The 13,042-nt window shown below is 70.2% G+C and carries 11 protein-coding genes; all 11 read left to right on the top strand.

Going from position 1 to position 13,042, the window contains the following annotated elements; genetic code table 11:
• Window positions 1-17 precede the first annotated feature (17 nt).
• The 11 genes from P8R59_RS14260 to metK all read left to right on the top strand — a co-directional run bounded on the left by P8R59_RS14260 (window position 18) and on the right by metK (window position 13,001).
• Window positions 18-1,595 carry an MBL fold metallo-hydrolase gene (locus tag P8R59_RS14260; RefSeq protein WP_278101599.1) on the top strand — a complete coding sequence of 526 codons (1,578 nt, stop codon included), beginning with the start codon at window positions 18-20 and terminating at the stop codon, window positions 1,593-1,595.
• 248 nt (window positions 1,596-1,843) lie between these two features.
• Complete coding sequence (gene pyrR, locus P8R59_RS14255) at window positions 1,844-2,374, top strand: bifunctional pyr operon transcriptional regulator/uracil phosphoribosyltransferase PyrR (RefSeq protein ID WP_278101598.1); 531 nt, start codon at window positions 1,844-1,846, stop codon at window positions 2,372-2,374.
• Window positions 2,371-3,339, top strand: coding sequence for an aspartate carbamoyltransferase catalytic subunit (locus P8R59_RS14250; protein WP_077050098.1), 969 nt, complete (start codon window positions 2,371-2,373; stop codon window positions 3,337-3,339). The genes pyrR and P8R59_RS14250 overlap by 4 nt, the downstream gene beginning before the upstream one ends.
• On the top strand, window positions 3,336-4,658 hold the full coding sequence (locus P8R59_RS14245; RefSeq protein ID WP_278101597.1) for a dihydroorotase: 1,323 nt from the start codon (window positions 3,336-3,338) through the stop codon (window positions 4,656-4,658). The genes P8R59_RS14250 and P8R59_RS14245 overlap by 4 nt, the downstream gene beginning before the upstream one ends.
• On the top strand, window positions 4,655-5,155 hold the full coding sequence (locus P8R59_RS14240) for a hypothetical protein (protein ID WP_278101596.1): 501 nt from the start codon (window positions 4,655-4,657) through the stop codon (window positions 5,153-5,155). Before P8R59_RS14245 ends, P8R59_RS14240 begins: the two co-directional genes overlap by 4 nt.
• Window positions 5,152-6,324 carry a glutamine-hydrolyzing carbamoyl-phosphate synthase small subunit gene (gene carA / locus P8R59_RS14235; RefSeq protein WP_278101595.1) on the top strand — a complete coding sequence of 391 codons (1,173 nt, stop codon included), beginning with the start codon at window positions 5,152-5,154 and terminating at the stop codon, window positions 6,322-6,324. Before P8R59_RS14240 ends, carA begins: the two co-directional genes overlap by 4 nt.
• Entirely contained in the window at window positions 6,317-9,604 is a 3,288-nt protein-coding gene (gene carB / locus P8R59_RS14230; RefSeq protein WP_278101594.1) for a carbamoyl-phosphate synthase large subunit, read from the top strand. The genes carA and carB overlap by 8 nt, the downstream gene beginning before the upstream one ends.
• Window positions 9,601-10,461, top strand: a complete 861-nt coding sequence (gene pyrF / locus P8R59_RS14225) for an orotidine-5'-phosphate decarboxylase (protein ID WP_278101593.1) — start codon at window positions 9,601-9,603, stop codon at window positions 10,459-10,461. The genes carB and pyrF overlap by 4 nt, the downstream gene beginning before the upstream one ends.
• On the top strand, window positions 10,454-11,368 hold the full coding sequence (gmk, locus tag P8R59_RS14220) for a guanylate kinase (protein WP_278101592.1): 915 nt from the start codon (window positions 10,454-10,456) through the stop codon (window positions 11,366-11,368). Before pyrF ends, gmk begins: the two co-directional genes overlap by 8 nt.
• Window positions 11,369-11,436: 68 nt before the next feature.
• Complete coding sequence (rpoZ, locus tag P8R59_RS14215; protein WP_076490512.1) at window positions 11,437-11,691, top strand: DNA-directed RNA polymerase subunit omega; 255 nt, start codon at window positions 11,437-11,439, stop codon at window positions 11,689-11,691.
• A 116-nt stretch (window positions 11,692-11,807) separates the two neighbouring features.
• Window positions 11,808-13,001: a methionine adenosyltransferase gene (gene metK, locus P8R59_RS14210; RefSeq protein WP_278101591.1), complete on the top strand. Its 1,194-nt coding sequence runs from the start codon at window positions 11,808-11,810 to the stop codon at window positions 12,999-13,001.
• Window positions 13,002-13,042: the final 41 nt, after the last annotated feature.

Below are 13,042 nucleotides of genomic sequence, written 5' to 3'. Positions count from 1 at the left end.
TCACGGACAGGAGCGATATGAAGATCACCGGCCTCGGCCACGCGGGAATGTTCATCGAGACCGCGGGCGGCAGCATCCTCTGCGACCCCGTGATCGGTCCGAGCTTCTTCGGCTCGTGGTTCCCGTTCCCCGACAACCGCGCGCTCGACTGGGAGCGCTTCGGCAGGGCCGACTTCCTCTACATCTCGCACCGCCACCGCGATCACTTCGACCCGGCGATGCTCGAGCGCTACGTCTCGAAGGACATCCGGGTCCTGCTCCCCGAGTACCCGACCGATGACCTCGAGCAGGACCTGATCGCCCTCGGCTACACGAACCTCGTCCGCACCGAGGCGGGGGTTCCGCTGCAGTTCGGCGACCTGAAGCTCATGGTCACCCCGCTCCGCGCCCCCTCGGACGGCCCCATCGGCGACTCCTCGCTGTCGGTCGATGACGGCACGGCATCCATCCTGAACCAGAACGACTCGCATCCCCTCGACCTCGAGAAGCTCTTCGACTTCGGCAAGCCCGACGCGTACTTCACCCAGGTCTCGGGCGCGATCTGGTGGCCCATGGTCTACGACCTGCCCCAGGACGCCAAGCAGAACTTCGCGCAGCTCAAGCGCGACGCGCAGAACAAGCGCGCGATGTACTACATCGAGAAGGTGGATGCCGCCCACGTCTTCCCCATGGCGGGTCCGCCGATGTTCCTGCGCGAGGCGCTGTTCCGCTACAACGGCACTGGCCTCGACAACGACTCGATCTTCACGGACCAGCGCGAGTTCCTCGCGCACATGAAGGAGCAGCGGCCCGAGCAGAACGGGTACCTGTTCCTCCCCGGCACCGAGGTCGAGGTGCGGGGATCCGACGTCACCGTGACCCAGACCCTGTACACGGATGCCGAGATCGACCGGATCTTCGGCGACAAGTGGGACTACCTCGCCGAGCAGCGCGACAGCCGCCAGGCCGAGATCCAGGCGGAAGAGGCATCCCGCGCCGAGATCATCCCGCCGGCCGAGATGCTCGCGGCGCTGAAGGAGTGGTGGGAGCCGCTGCTGCGTCGCGCCCGCACGATCCGCAACGGCGTGGGCGGCGTGGTGCGCTTCCGTATCGGCGAGCTCGACATGGTCGTGGACTTCCCGAAGGCGAAGCTCCGCGAGTACGCCGGCGAGGAGTGCATCTACTGGTACACGATCCCCGCCGACCTCGTGTCGACGAACATCCGTGATCACGAGATCGACTGGTCGAACTCGATCTTCCTGTCGATGCAGTTCGAGGTGGGCCGTTCGGGCAAGTTCAACGAGTTCCTCACGACGTTCCTGAAGTGCCTGTCGCGCGACCGCATCGAGTACGTCGAGAACTGGTACGCCGAGCAGTCCGACCAGACCGAGGATGCCGAGATCGACGGCTGGACCGTCCAGCGCCGGTGCCCGCACCTGCGTGCCGACCTCACCAAGACCGGCAAGATCGAGGACGGCGTCCTCACCTGCTCGCTGCACGACTGGAAGTGGGACCTCGCCTCCGGCCGCTGCCTGACGACGACGGGTCACCCGATCCGTTCGACGCCGAGCGGCGAGCGCGCCGCGGCCGCCGCCGCCGAGGTCGCCGCGGGCTGAGCGCCGCGGCCCGCGGTCAACTCAGACGCGAGCGGAGGAGACTCCGCCGGGGGAGGACCACATCCGCGGCATCCCTCCTCCGCCCGCCGAATCTCCTCCCGTCCCGCCCGGCGCACCACCGCCGAGCCGACTCAACCCCTCCTGCACAGCAGGGGGCGCCCGGCGTCCGTCATCCACACCCGCTACACTCGAGTCAGAACCACGGCAACCTTTAACCCCGTCCCGTGAGGCGGAGAAGGGAGCGGCGGATGAGTACGCGCACCGTCATGCACGATGCCGACATCGCCCGCGCTTTGACGCGAATCTCGCACGAGATCCTGGAGTCCAATAAGGGACCGGAAGGACTCGTCCTCCTCGGGATCCCGACCCGCGGTGTCACCCTCGCCGAGCGCATCGCCCCGCTGATCAGCGAGTTCGGGGGAGCAGCCGTTCCGGTCGGCGCCCTCGACGTCACCATGTACCGCGACGATCTGCACCGCAATCCGACGCGCGCGCCCCAGACGACCCGCATCCCCGCGGGCGGCATCGACGGCAAAGTCGTCGTGCTGATCGACGACGTGCTGTTCTCCGGTCGCAGCATCCGCGCCGCCCTCGACGCCCTGCAGGACATCGGGCGCCCCGCCGCCGTGCGGCTCGCGACACTCATCGATCGCGGCCACCGCGAGCTGCCGATCCGCCCCGACTTCGTGGGCAAGAACCTCCCGTCGGCCCGCGACGAGCGCGTGAACGTGCGCCTCGCCGAGGTCGACGGCATCGAAGAGGTGACGATCGAGTCATGAGGCACCTGCTCGATACGCGCGACCTCACCCGCGCGGAGGCGCTCGAGATCCTCGACGTCGCCGAAGACATGGCCGACACGCAGCGGCGAGAGGTCAAGAAGCTCCCGACGCTCCGCGGCAAGACAGTCGTGAACCTCTTCTTCGAGGACTCCACCCGCACGCGCATCTCGTTCGAGGCGGCAGCGAAGCGCCTCTCCGCCGACGTCATCAACTTCTCGGCGAAGGGCTCGAGCGTCAGCAAGGGCGAGTCGCTGCAGGACACCGCGCAGACTCTGCAGGCGATGGGGGCGGATGCCGTGGTCATCCGCCACGGCGCCTCCGGTGCCCCGCGGACCCTCGCCACGTCCGGGTGGATCACCGCGGGAGTGGTGAACGCCGGGGACGGCACGCACGCCCACCCCACGCAGGCGCTGCTGGACGCGTTCACCATCCGCAAGCGCCTGTTCGGCGCGGACAGCCGCGGGCGCGGGCTCGACGGCATCCGGGTGACGATCGTCGGTGACGTGCTGCACTCGCGCGTCGCACGCTCGAACGTGTGGCTGCTGCACACCCTGGGCGCGCACGTCACCCTTGTCGCGCCGCCGACGCTCGTGCCGCAGGACGTCAGCGGGTGGCCCGTCGAGGTGGATTACGACCTGGACCGCGCGATCGCCGCGGGTCCCGACGCGCTCATGATGCTCCGCATCCAGCTCGAACGCATGAATGCCGCGTATTTCCCGACTGAACGGGAGTATTCCCGCCGCTACGGCCTCGACGCGCGGCGCTTGGACGCGCTGCCGGACGGTAGCATCGTTCTACACCCGGGCCCGATGAATCGCGGCCTGGAGATCTCCGCCGAAGCCGCCGACTCGCCGCGCTCGACGGTTCTCGAGCAAGTGGCGAACGGCGTCTCCGTGCGCATGGCCGTGCTGTACCTGCTGCTGGCGGGCGCGCGGACCGACTCCGAGAAAGAGGACCTTCGATGAGCCACGCCCCCTCCCACACCCTGCTGGTGCGCGGCGCGCGGATCGAGGGTCAGGATGCCACCGACCTGCTCGTCCGCGACGGCGTGATCGCCGAGACGGGCACCGGACTCTCGCACGCCGGTGCCACGGTCGTGGATGCCGACGGCCTCATCGCCTTGCCCGGACTCGTCGACCTGCACGTGCATCTGCGCGAGCCCGGGTACGAAGCCTCCGAGACCGTGGCCACCGGCTCCCGCTCCGCGGCGGCCGGCGGCTTCACGACCGTCTTCGCGATGCCGAACACCTCGCCGGTCGCCGACACCGCCGGCGTCGTCGAGCAGGAGCTCGCGCTCGGCGAGGCCGCGGGCTTCGTGCACGTGCAGCCGATCGGTGCGGTCACGGTGGGGCAGAAGGGCGCGCGACTCGCCGAGCTCGGCGCGATGGCCGACTCGCGCGCCCGCGTCCGTGTCTTCAGCGACGACGGCTTCTGCGTCTTCGACCCGCTCATCATGCGGCGGGCGCTGGAGTACGTGAAGGCCTTCGACGGCGTGATCGCGCAGCACGCGCAGGACCCGCGACTCACCGAGGGCGCGCAGATGAACGAGGGCGCCGTCTCGGCGGAGCTCGGGCTCACCGGCTGGCCGGCCGTCGCCGAGGAGTCGATCATCGCCCGCGACGTGCTGCTCGCGGAGCACGTGGGCTCGCGCCTGCACGTGTGCCACCTGTCGACGGCGGGGTCGGTCGACATCATCCGCTGGGCCAAGAAGCGCGGCGTGAACGTCACCGCCGAGGTCACCCCGCACCACCTGCTGCTGACCGACGAACTCGTACGCGACTACGACGCGCGTTTCAAGGTGAACCCGCCGCTCCGCCGCGAGGAAGACGTGCTCGCGGTGCGCGAGGGTCTCGCGGACGGCACGATCGACATCGTCGCGACCGACCACGCGCCGCACCCCGCCGAGGCGAAGTCGTGCGAGTGGGCGGCCGCCGCGAACGGCATGGTGGGCCTCGAGAGCGCGCTGCGCGTCGTCCACGAGGCCATGGTCTCGACCGGCCTCCTCGAGTGGAGCGACGTCGCCCGCGTGATGTCGCGCACGCCCGCCCGCATCGGCCGCCTCGACGGGCACGGCACTCCGCTCACGGCGGGTCGGCCCGCGAGCTTCACGCTCTACGACCCCCGCCCCGCGCGGACCTTCGGGCTCGGCGACCTCCGCGGACGCAGCAAGAACTCGCCGTACCTCGGCCGCGAGCTGCCCGGCGAGGTCCGCTGGACCGTTCGTTCCGGCATCCCCACCGTCGTCGACGGTGCGGTGCTCGATGCTCCGGGCGTGCTCTCGTGAGCCGCGAAGGTGCACTGCTGATCGTGGCCGCGGTGGCCGTGGTCCTGCTCGCGGTGCTCGCGGTGGCGTGGCTCCGACGAACGCGGCGCGATGCGCGCTACTCCGCCCCGGTGGGAGAGCTTCCCGACGGCGCCGTGGAGACGGGCGTGTTCCCGGGGCTCTACGTCGCGACCACGCGTCACGGCGAGCCCCTCGAACGCCTCGCGATCCGCGGCCTCGGGTTCCGCTCCCGCGTGGACGTCACGGTCACCTCGGCCGGGATCGCCCTCGACCTGCCGGGCCAGCCCCGCATCGCGCTCACCCGTGACCGCCTCGTCGACGCGGCTCAGGCGACGGTCGCCATCGACCGTGTCGTCGAGCGCGACGGCCTGACGCGCGTCAGCTGGCGCATCGACGACGACACCGTCGTCGACACCTACCTCCGACCCCAGGATGCCTCGGCCCGATCCCTCGCCGACGCCATCCGTCCGCTCATCACGACAGGAAGCGACGCATGACCGCCCTGATCTCCCCTCCGCGCCTCTCGCGCGAACCCGCCGTCCTGGTGCTGGAAGACGGCACCCGTTACCCCGGCCGCGCCTACGGCGCCCGCGGCGAGACCTTCGGCGAGGTCGTCTTCGCCACCGGCATGACCGGGTACCAGGAGACGCTCACCGACCCGTCCTACGCCGGCCAGATCGTGCTGCAGACCGCTCCGCACATCGGCAACACCGGTGTGAACGACGAAGACCCCGAGTCCCGCCGCATCTGGGTGGCCGGCTACATCGTGCGCGACCCCTCGCGCGTCGTGTCGAACTGGCGCGCCAACCGCTCCCTCGACGACGCGCTCGAAGACGACGGGATCGTCGGCATCTCCGGCATCGACACCCGCGCGCTGACGCGCCGCATCCGTTCCTCCGGCAGCATGCGCGGCGGCGTCTTCTCCGGCGACGCGGTGAACCTCGACGAGGACGAGCAGCTGCGCCGCGTGCTCGCCGCGCCCGGGATGGCCGGCCGGAACCTCTCGGCCGAAGTGTCGGTCACCGAGGTCGAGATCACCCCGGCGACGGGGGAGCGAATCGGCAACCTCGCCGTGCTCGACCTGGGCGTGAAGCAGTCCACGATCGACAACCTGGCCGCGCGCGGGTTCGACGTGCACGTCTTCCCGCAGTCCGCGTCGATCGACGAGATCCGCGCGATCGAGCCGGTCGCGGCGTTCTACTCCAACGGCCCCGGCGACCCGGCCGCGAGCGACCAGCACGTCGAGCTGCTGCGCGCCGTGCTCGACGACGGTCTGCCCTTCTTCGGCATCTGCTTCGGCAACCAGCTGCTGGGCCGCGCCCTCGGCTTCGGTACCTACAAACTGCCGTTCGGTCACCGCGGCATCAACCAGCCGGTGCTCGACAAGACCACGGGTCGCGTCGAGATCACCTCGCAGAACCACGGCTTCGCCGTCGAGGCGCCGCTGGACGCGGTCGTCGACAGCCCCCACGGCTACGGCCGCGTCGAGGTGAGCCACATCGGCCTCAACGACAACGTGGTCGAGGGTCTGCGCGCCCTCGACATCCCGGCGTTCAGCGTGCAGTACCACCCCGAGGCCGCCGCCGGACCCCACGACGCCAACTACCTGTTCGACCGCTTCCGCGACATGGTGCTCGCAACTCAGGAGACGAAGAAGAATGCCTAAGCGCGACGACATCCGCTCCGTCCTCGTCATCGGCTCCGGCCCGATCGTCATCGGTCAGGCCTGCGAGTTCGACTACTCCGGCACCCAGGCGTGCCGCGTCCTCCGCGAGGAGGGCGTGCGCGTGATCCTCGTCAACTCCAACCCGGCGACGATCATGACCGACCCCGACTTCGCCGACGCGACGTACATCGAGCCGATCACCCCCGAGGTGATCGAGACGATCATCGCGAAGGAGAAGCCGGATGCCATCCTCCCCACGCTCGGCGGCCAGACGGCGCTGAACGCGGCCATGGCCCTCCACGACCGCGGCATCCTGGTCAAGTACGGGGTGGAGCTCATCGGCGCGAAGGTCGACGCCATCCGCAAGGGCGAGGACCGCCAGATCTTCAAGGAGCTCGTCATCGAGTCGGGCGCGGACGTCGCCGACTCCGTGATCTGCCACTCGATGGAGGATCTGCTCGCCGGCGCCGAGAAGCTCGGCTACCCGCTGGTCGTGCGTCCCTCGTTCACCATGGGCGGCCTCGGATCGGGCTTCGCGTACGACGAGAACGACCTCCGCCGCATCGGCGGCGCGGGTCTCCACGACTCGCCGACGCACGAGGTCCTGCTCGAGGAGTCGATCCTCGGGTGGAAGGAGTACGAGCTCGAGCTCATGCGCGACACCCACGACAACACCGTGGTGGTCTGCTCGATCGAGAACGTCGACCCCGTGGGTGTGCACACCGGCGACTCGATCACCGTCGCTCCGGCGCTGACCCTCACCGACCGCGAGTACCAGAAGATGCGCAACATCGGCATCGACATCATCCGCGCCGTGGGCGTCGACACCGGTGGCTGCAACATCCAGTTCGCGGTCGACCCGGCCACGGGGCGCATCATCGTCATCGAGATGAACCCGCGCGTGTCGCGTTCGTCGGCGCTCGCGTCGAAGGCCACGGGCTTCCCGATCGCGAAGATCGCCGCGAAGCTCGCGATCGGCTACCGCCTCGACGAGATCCCCAACGACATCACCAAGGTGACCCCGGCGAGCTTCGAGCCCACGCTCGACTACGTCGTGGTGAAGGTGCCGCGGTTCAACTTCGAGAAGTTCCCCGCCGCTGACACGACCCTCACCACCACCATGAAGTCGGTGGGCGAGGCGATGGCGATCGGCCGCAACTACACCACGGCGCTGCAGAAGGCGCTGCGCTCGCTCGAGAAGCGCGGCTCCAGCTTCCACTGGGGCGAGGAGTCGCGGTCGGTCGAGGAGCTCCTCGAGATCTCGAAGACGCCGACCGACGGGCGCATCGTCGTGCTGCAGCAGGCGCTGCGCCTGGGCGCCACGCCCGAGCAGGCGTTCGACGCGACCGCGATGGACCCCTGGTTCATCGACCAGATCGTGCTGATCAACGAGGTCGCCGAGATCATCCGCGCGGCCGGCGAGCTGGATGCCGACACCCTCCGCCTCGCCAAGGAGCACGGCTTCAGCGACGCCCAGATCGCGCAGATCCGCGGGCTCGACGAGGCCGAGGTGCGCGGCATCCGGTATGCGCTGGACGTGCGCCCGGTGTACAAGACGGTCGACACATGCGCGGGGGAGTTCCCGGCGCTCACGCCGTACCACTACTCCAGCTACGACTGGGAGACCGAGGTCACCCCGTCCGACCGCACCAAGGTCGTCATCATCGGTTCGGGCCCCAACCGCATCGGCCAGGGCGTCGAGTTCGACTACTCGTGCGTGCACGCGTCGTTCGCGCTGTCGGATGCCGGGTACGAGACGATCATGGTCAACTGCAACCCCGAGACCGTGTCGACCGACTACGACACGAGCGACCGCCTGTACTTCGAGCCCCTCACGCTCGAGGACGTGCTCGAGGTGCTCCACGCCGAGAGCCGCTCCGGCGAGATCCTCGGCGTCGTCTGCCAGCTCGGCGGACAGACGCCGCTGGGCCTGGCCAAGGGCATCGAGGCCGCCGGATACACGATCCTCGGCACCAGCCCCGAGGCGATCGATCTCGCCGAGGAGCGCGAGCTGTTCTCGCGCCTGCTCGATGACGCCGGCCTCGTGGCCCCGCGCAACGGCACCGCGATCGACGTCGAGGGCGCGGTCACGGTCGCCGAGGAGATCGGCTACCCGGTGCTGGTGCGCCCGAGCTTCGTGCTCGGCGGCCGCGGCATGGAGATCGTGTACTCGACCGAGGCGCTGCGCGACTACTTCGTCCGCGTCGCCGACCAGGCCATCATCGGCCCCGGGCTCCCGCTCCTGGTCGACCGCTTCCTCGACGACGCGATCGAGCTCGACGTCGACGCGCTGTACGACGGCACCGACCTGTACATCGGCGGGGTCATGGAGCACCTCGAGGAGGCCGGCATCCACTCCGGCGACTCGTCCTGCACCCTCCCGCCGGTGAGCCTCGGACGCACCGAGGTCGACCGCGTCCGCGAGGCCACGCTCGCGATCGCGCAGGGCGTCGGCGTCCGAGGGCTCCTGAACGTGCAGTTCGCGATCTCGGCCGGCGTGCTCTACGTGATCGAGGCGAACCCCCGCGCGAGCCGCACCGTGCCGTTCGTGTCCAAGGCGCTCGGCATCCCGCTGGCCAAGGCAGCCAGCCGCATCATGGCGGGCAGCACCGTCGCCGAGCTGATCGCCGAGGGCCTGCTGCCCGAGAGCGACGGTTCGCGCGTGCCGCTCGATGCGCCCGTGGCCGTCAAGGAGGCCGTGCTGCCGTTCAAGCGGTTCCGCACGGCCGACGGCCGCACCGTGGACTCGGTGCTCGGACCCGAGATGCGCTCGACCGGCGAGGTCATGGGCATCGACCGCGACTTCCCGACGGCGTTCGCGAAGTCGCAGGAGGCCGCGTACGGCGGTATGCCGACCTCGGGCACGGTGTTCATCTCCGTCGCCGATGCCGACAAGCGCGCGGTGATCCTCCCCGCCCACCGCCTGCAGGAGCTCGGCTTCGAGCTCATGGCCACCGAGGGAACGGCCGAGATCCTCGCCCGCAACGGCATCCGCGTCCAGGTCGTCGAGAAGTACTCCGAGACGCAGGGCTCCGGTCAGCAGAACGTGGTCGACCTCATCAACGACGGCAAGATCGACATGATCGTCAACACCCCGAGCGGGGGCACGGCACGCGCCGACGGATACGAGATCCGCGCCGCAGCCGTGGCCGCCGACAAGGCACTGTTCACGACCATGGCCGTGCTCGGCGCCGCCGTGAGCGCCCTCGGCGCGATGAAGGACGGCTTCGAGGTCCGCAGCCTCCAGGAGTACGCCGTCGACCGCGCGGGTCGCCTGTGAGCGAGACGTTCGGGCAGCGGCTGGCGACAGCCCTCGAGACCCACGGCGCCCTCTGCGTCGGCATCGACCCCCACGCCGCGCTGCTGTCGGCGTGGGGGCTGGATGCCACGCCGGACGGCGCGCGCACCTTCGGCCTCCGCGTGGTCGAGGCGGCCGCAGGACGCGTCGGCGTCGTGAAGCCGCAGGTGGCGTTCTACGAGCGCTATGGCTCGAAGGGCTTCGCCGCGCTCGAAGACGTGATGGCCGCGGCGCGTGCCGCGGGACTCATCGTGATCGCCGACGCCAAGCGCGGCGACATCGGCACCACGATGGAGGGCTACGCCCACGCCTGGCTCGAGCCCGGATCGCCCCTGGAAGCGGATGCCGTGACCCTGACGCCCTACCTCGGCGCCGACTCGCTGCGCGAGACGCTGTCGCTGGCGGTGCACCACGGCAAGGGCGCGTTCGTGCTGACCGCGACGAGCAACCCCGAGGCCCGTGCGGTGCAGAGCGCCGTCGTCGACGACGCGCTGGCCGTGGGCGACCACGAGCACGTCGCCGCCCGCGTGGCGCACGACGTGAACCAGGCGAACATCGGCGCACCCGGGGCCCTGGGCCCCGTGGGTGTCGTCGTCGGCGCCACCGTCGATCGCGCGGCCTTCGGCCTGGGCGACATCGCGCTGGCCGGCATGCCGATCCTCGCCCCGGGGTTCGGGGCGCAGGGTGCCGATCCCGCCGACCTCCACCGCCTCTTCGGCTACGTCGCCAAAGCCGTCGTCGCCAACGAGAGCCGCAGCGTGCTCGCCGTCGGTCCGGCCCGGCTCGCGGAGCGCATCGAGACGCGCGCCGACCTGTACCGGGAGGCCCTGCATGGCTGACTCGCGTCGTCCCCCCGAAGTCGACCGGGCCGCGGCCTCCCGCCGCGCCGTCGCCGCACGCCGCGAACGCGCCGCCCTCAAGCGCGACGTCTCCACGCGCGTGATCACCCCGCAGGAGCTCCTGCGTCGCGGACTCGCCGACCCGCTGTCGGCGGCCGGTGCCATGCGGGTGACCGAGTTCCTCACGGCGATCCCCGCGATCGGCGAGAGCAAGCGGGACCGCATCCTGACCTCCCTCGGGATCTCGCCGGTGAAGCGTCTCGGCGGTCTCGGCTCGCGCCAGCGCGATGCGCTCCGCGACTACTTGGACGCCCGCTGGCCCGAGCCGGGTCCGCGCGAGGGTCGCAGCCGTCTCGTGGTGCTCGCCGGTCCGACCGCCGTCGGCAAGGGCACGGTCGCGGCGTACATCAAGGAGCACTTCCCCGAGATCCACCTGTCGGTCTCGGCCACGACCCGTGCGCCGCGCCCCGGCGAGGTCGACGGCGAGCACTACTACTTCGTCGACGACGCCGAGTTCGATCGGCTCATCGCGGCGGGGGAGCTGCTGGAGTGGGCCACGGTGCACAACGCCCACCGCTACGGCACGCCCCGCGAGCCCATCGACCGCGTCCTGGCGGCCGGTGGCACGGCTCTGCTCGAGATCGATCTGCAGGGCGCCCGCCAGGTGCGCGCGGCCGATCCGTCCGCCACGCTCGTGTTCCTGCTCCCGCCGAGCTGGGACGAACTCGTCCAGCGCCTCGTCGGCCGGGGGACCGAGGATGCCGAGGAACGGGCGCGCCGCCTCCGCACCGCACGCACCGAACTCGCCGCGCAGAACGAGTTCGACTACAGGGTCGTCAACGACGAGGTCGCGCGCGCTGCGGCCGAGGTCGTGGCCCTCGCCGCACGTCGCCCCGACGTCGGATAGAATACGAGGATGCTTCGGCGCCGACGGGCGCCGCATCCACCCCATCCCGCCGAACCAGGAGGTTCCCCATGGCCGGACGTGACAAGGGCATCATCGACCCGCCCATCGACGCGCTGCTCGACAAGGTCGACTCCAAGTACCAGCTCGTGATCTACGCGTCCAAGCGCGCGCGCCAGATCAACGACTATTACTCCGACCTTCACGAGGGCAACCTCTTCGACAACGTGGGCCCGCTCGTCGACTCCACCGTCGAGGACAAGCCGCTGACGATCGCGCTGCACGAGATCCACGAGGACAAGCTGCGCCTCAAGGCTGCGGAGTAATCCACAGCCGACGCATCTCGTGATCTGTTCACAGATGTGACGATGCCCCGGGCGGCTGTCCGCCGTCCGGGGCATACTTGTGCCCGTCCCCAGCCCGAAACCGACCGGGAGTCGTCTTGACCGACCTGCGCCTGTTCACGTCCGAGTCCGTCACGGAAGGACACCCCGACAAGATCTGCGATCAGATCTCCGACAGCATCCTGGATGCCATCCTCACCGAGGACCCATCCGGACGCGTCGCCGTCGAGACCCTCGTGACCACCGGCCTGGTGCACGTCGCGGGTGAGGTGTCCACGAGCGCGTACGTCGAGATCCCCGCGATCGTGCGCGACGTCGTCAACCGCATCGGGTACACCTCCAGCGAGACCGGCTTCGACGGCGACTCGTGCGGCGTCAGCGTGTCGATCGGCGCACAGTCGTCCGACATCGCGGCCGGTGTCAACAAGGCGTTCGAGCAGCGCGAGCGCGGCTCGAACGATCCGCGCGACCTGCAGGGCGCGGGCGACCAGGGCATCATGTTCGGTTTCGCCACCAACGAGACGCCGCAGCTCATGCCGATGGCCGCGTGGACGGCTCACCGCATCGCCGAGCGCCTGGCATCCGTCCGGAAAGACGGCACGCTGCCGTTCCTACGACCCGACGGGAAGACCCAGGTCACCCTGGGCTACGACGGCCACACGCCGCGGACGGTCGACTCCGTCGTGCTCTCGACGCAGCACCACCCCGACATCTCGCAGGAGGAGTTGCGCGCGCTCGTGCAGGCCGAGGTCATCGACCCGGTGCTGCGCGACACCGGTCTCGACCTGCCCGACGTGCAGTACTACATCAACCCGGCCGGCCCGTTCGTGATCGGCGGTCCCAAGGGCGACGCCGGCCTCACCGGCCGCAAGATCATCATCGACACCTACGGCGGGGCGTCGCGTCACGGCGGCGGAGCCTTCAGCGGCAAGGATCCGTCCAAGGTCGACCGCTCGGCGGCCTACGCCATGCGCTGGGTCGCGAAGAACGCCGTCGCAGCGGGCCTGGCCGACCGCCTCGAGGTGCAGGTCGCGTACGCGATCGGCAAGGCGAACCCGGTGGGTCTGTACGTCGAGTCGTTCGGCACGGCCCACGTCGCCGACGACACCATCGTCCGCGCGATCCGCGACGTGTTCGACCTTCGCCCCAAGGCGATCATCGACCAGCTCGACCTGCTGCGCCCGATCTACGCGCAGACCGCGGCGTACGGTCACTTCGGCCGCGAACTGCCCGACTTCACGTGGGAGCGCACCGACCGCGTTGACGACCTGCGCACCGCCGCCGGTCTCTGACGTGGGGGCGCCCGCGCCGGGCGTGCACCGCGTCGCCGCAG

The sequence above is a fragment of the Microbacterium proteolyticum genome (assembly GCF_029639405.1).
In the GTDB taxonomy this organism is placed as follows: Bacteria; Actinomycetota; Actinomycetes; order Actinomycetales; family Microbacteriaceae; genus Microbacterium.
The sequence above is the reverse complement of the archived record's forward strand: the minus strand, read 5'-3'. Positions and strand labels throughout refer to the sequence as shown.

Excerpts from the sequence above, each read along its gene's own strand:
- rpoZ (WP_076490512.1), top strand. The coding sequence starts at position 11,437 with ATGGCCGGACGTGACAAGGGCATCATCGACCCGCCCATCGACGCGCTG.
- pyrR (WP_278101598.1), top strand. The coding sequence starts at position 1,844 with ATGAGTACGCGCACCGTCATGCACGATGCCGACATCGCCCGCGCTTTG.
- P8R59_RS14260 (WP_278101599.1), top strand. The coding sequence starts at position 18 with ATGAAGATCACCGGCCTCGGCCACGCGGGAATGTTCATCGAGACCGCG.
- carB (WP_278101594.1), top strand. The coding sequence starts at position 6,317 with ATGCCTAAGCGCGACGACATCCGCTCCGTCCTCGTCATCGGCTCCGGC.
- gmk (WP_278101592.1), top strand. The coding sequence starts at position 10,454 with ATGGCTGACTCGCGTCGTCCCCCCGAAGTCGACCGGGCCGCGGCCTCC.
- P8R59_RS14250 (WP_077050098.1), top strand. The coding sequence starts at position 2,371 with ATGAGGCACCTGCTCGATACGCGCGACCTCACCCGCGCGGAGGCGCTC.
- P8R59_RS14245 (WP_278101597.1), top strand. The coding sequence starts at position 3,336 with ATGAGCCACGCCCCCTCCCACACCCTGCTGGTGCGCGGCGCGCGGATC.
- carA (WP_278101595.1), top strand. The coding sequence starts at position 5,152 with ATGACCGCCCTGATCTCCCCTCCGCGCCTCTCGCGCGAACCCGCCGTC.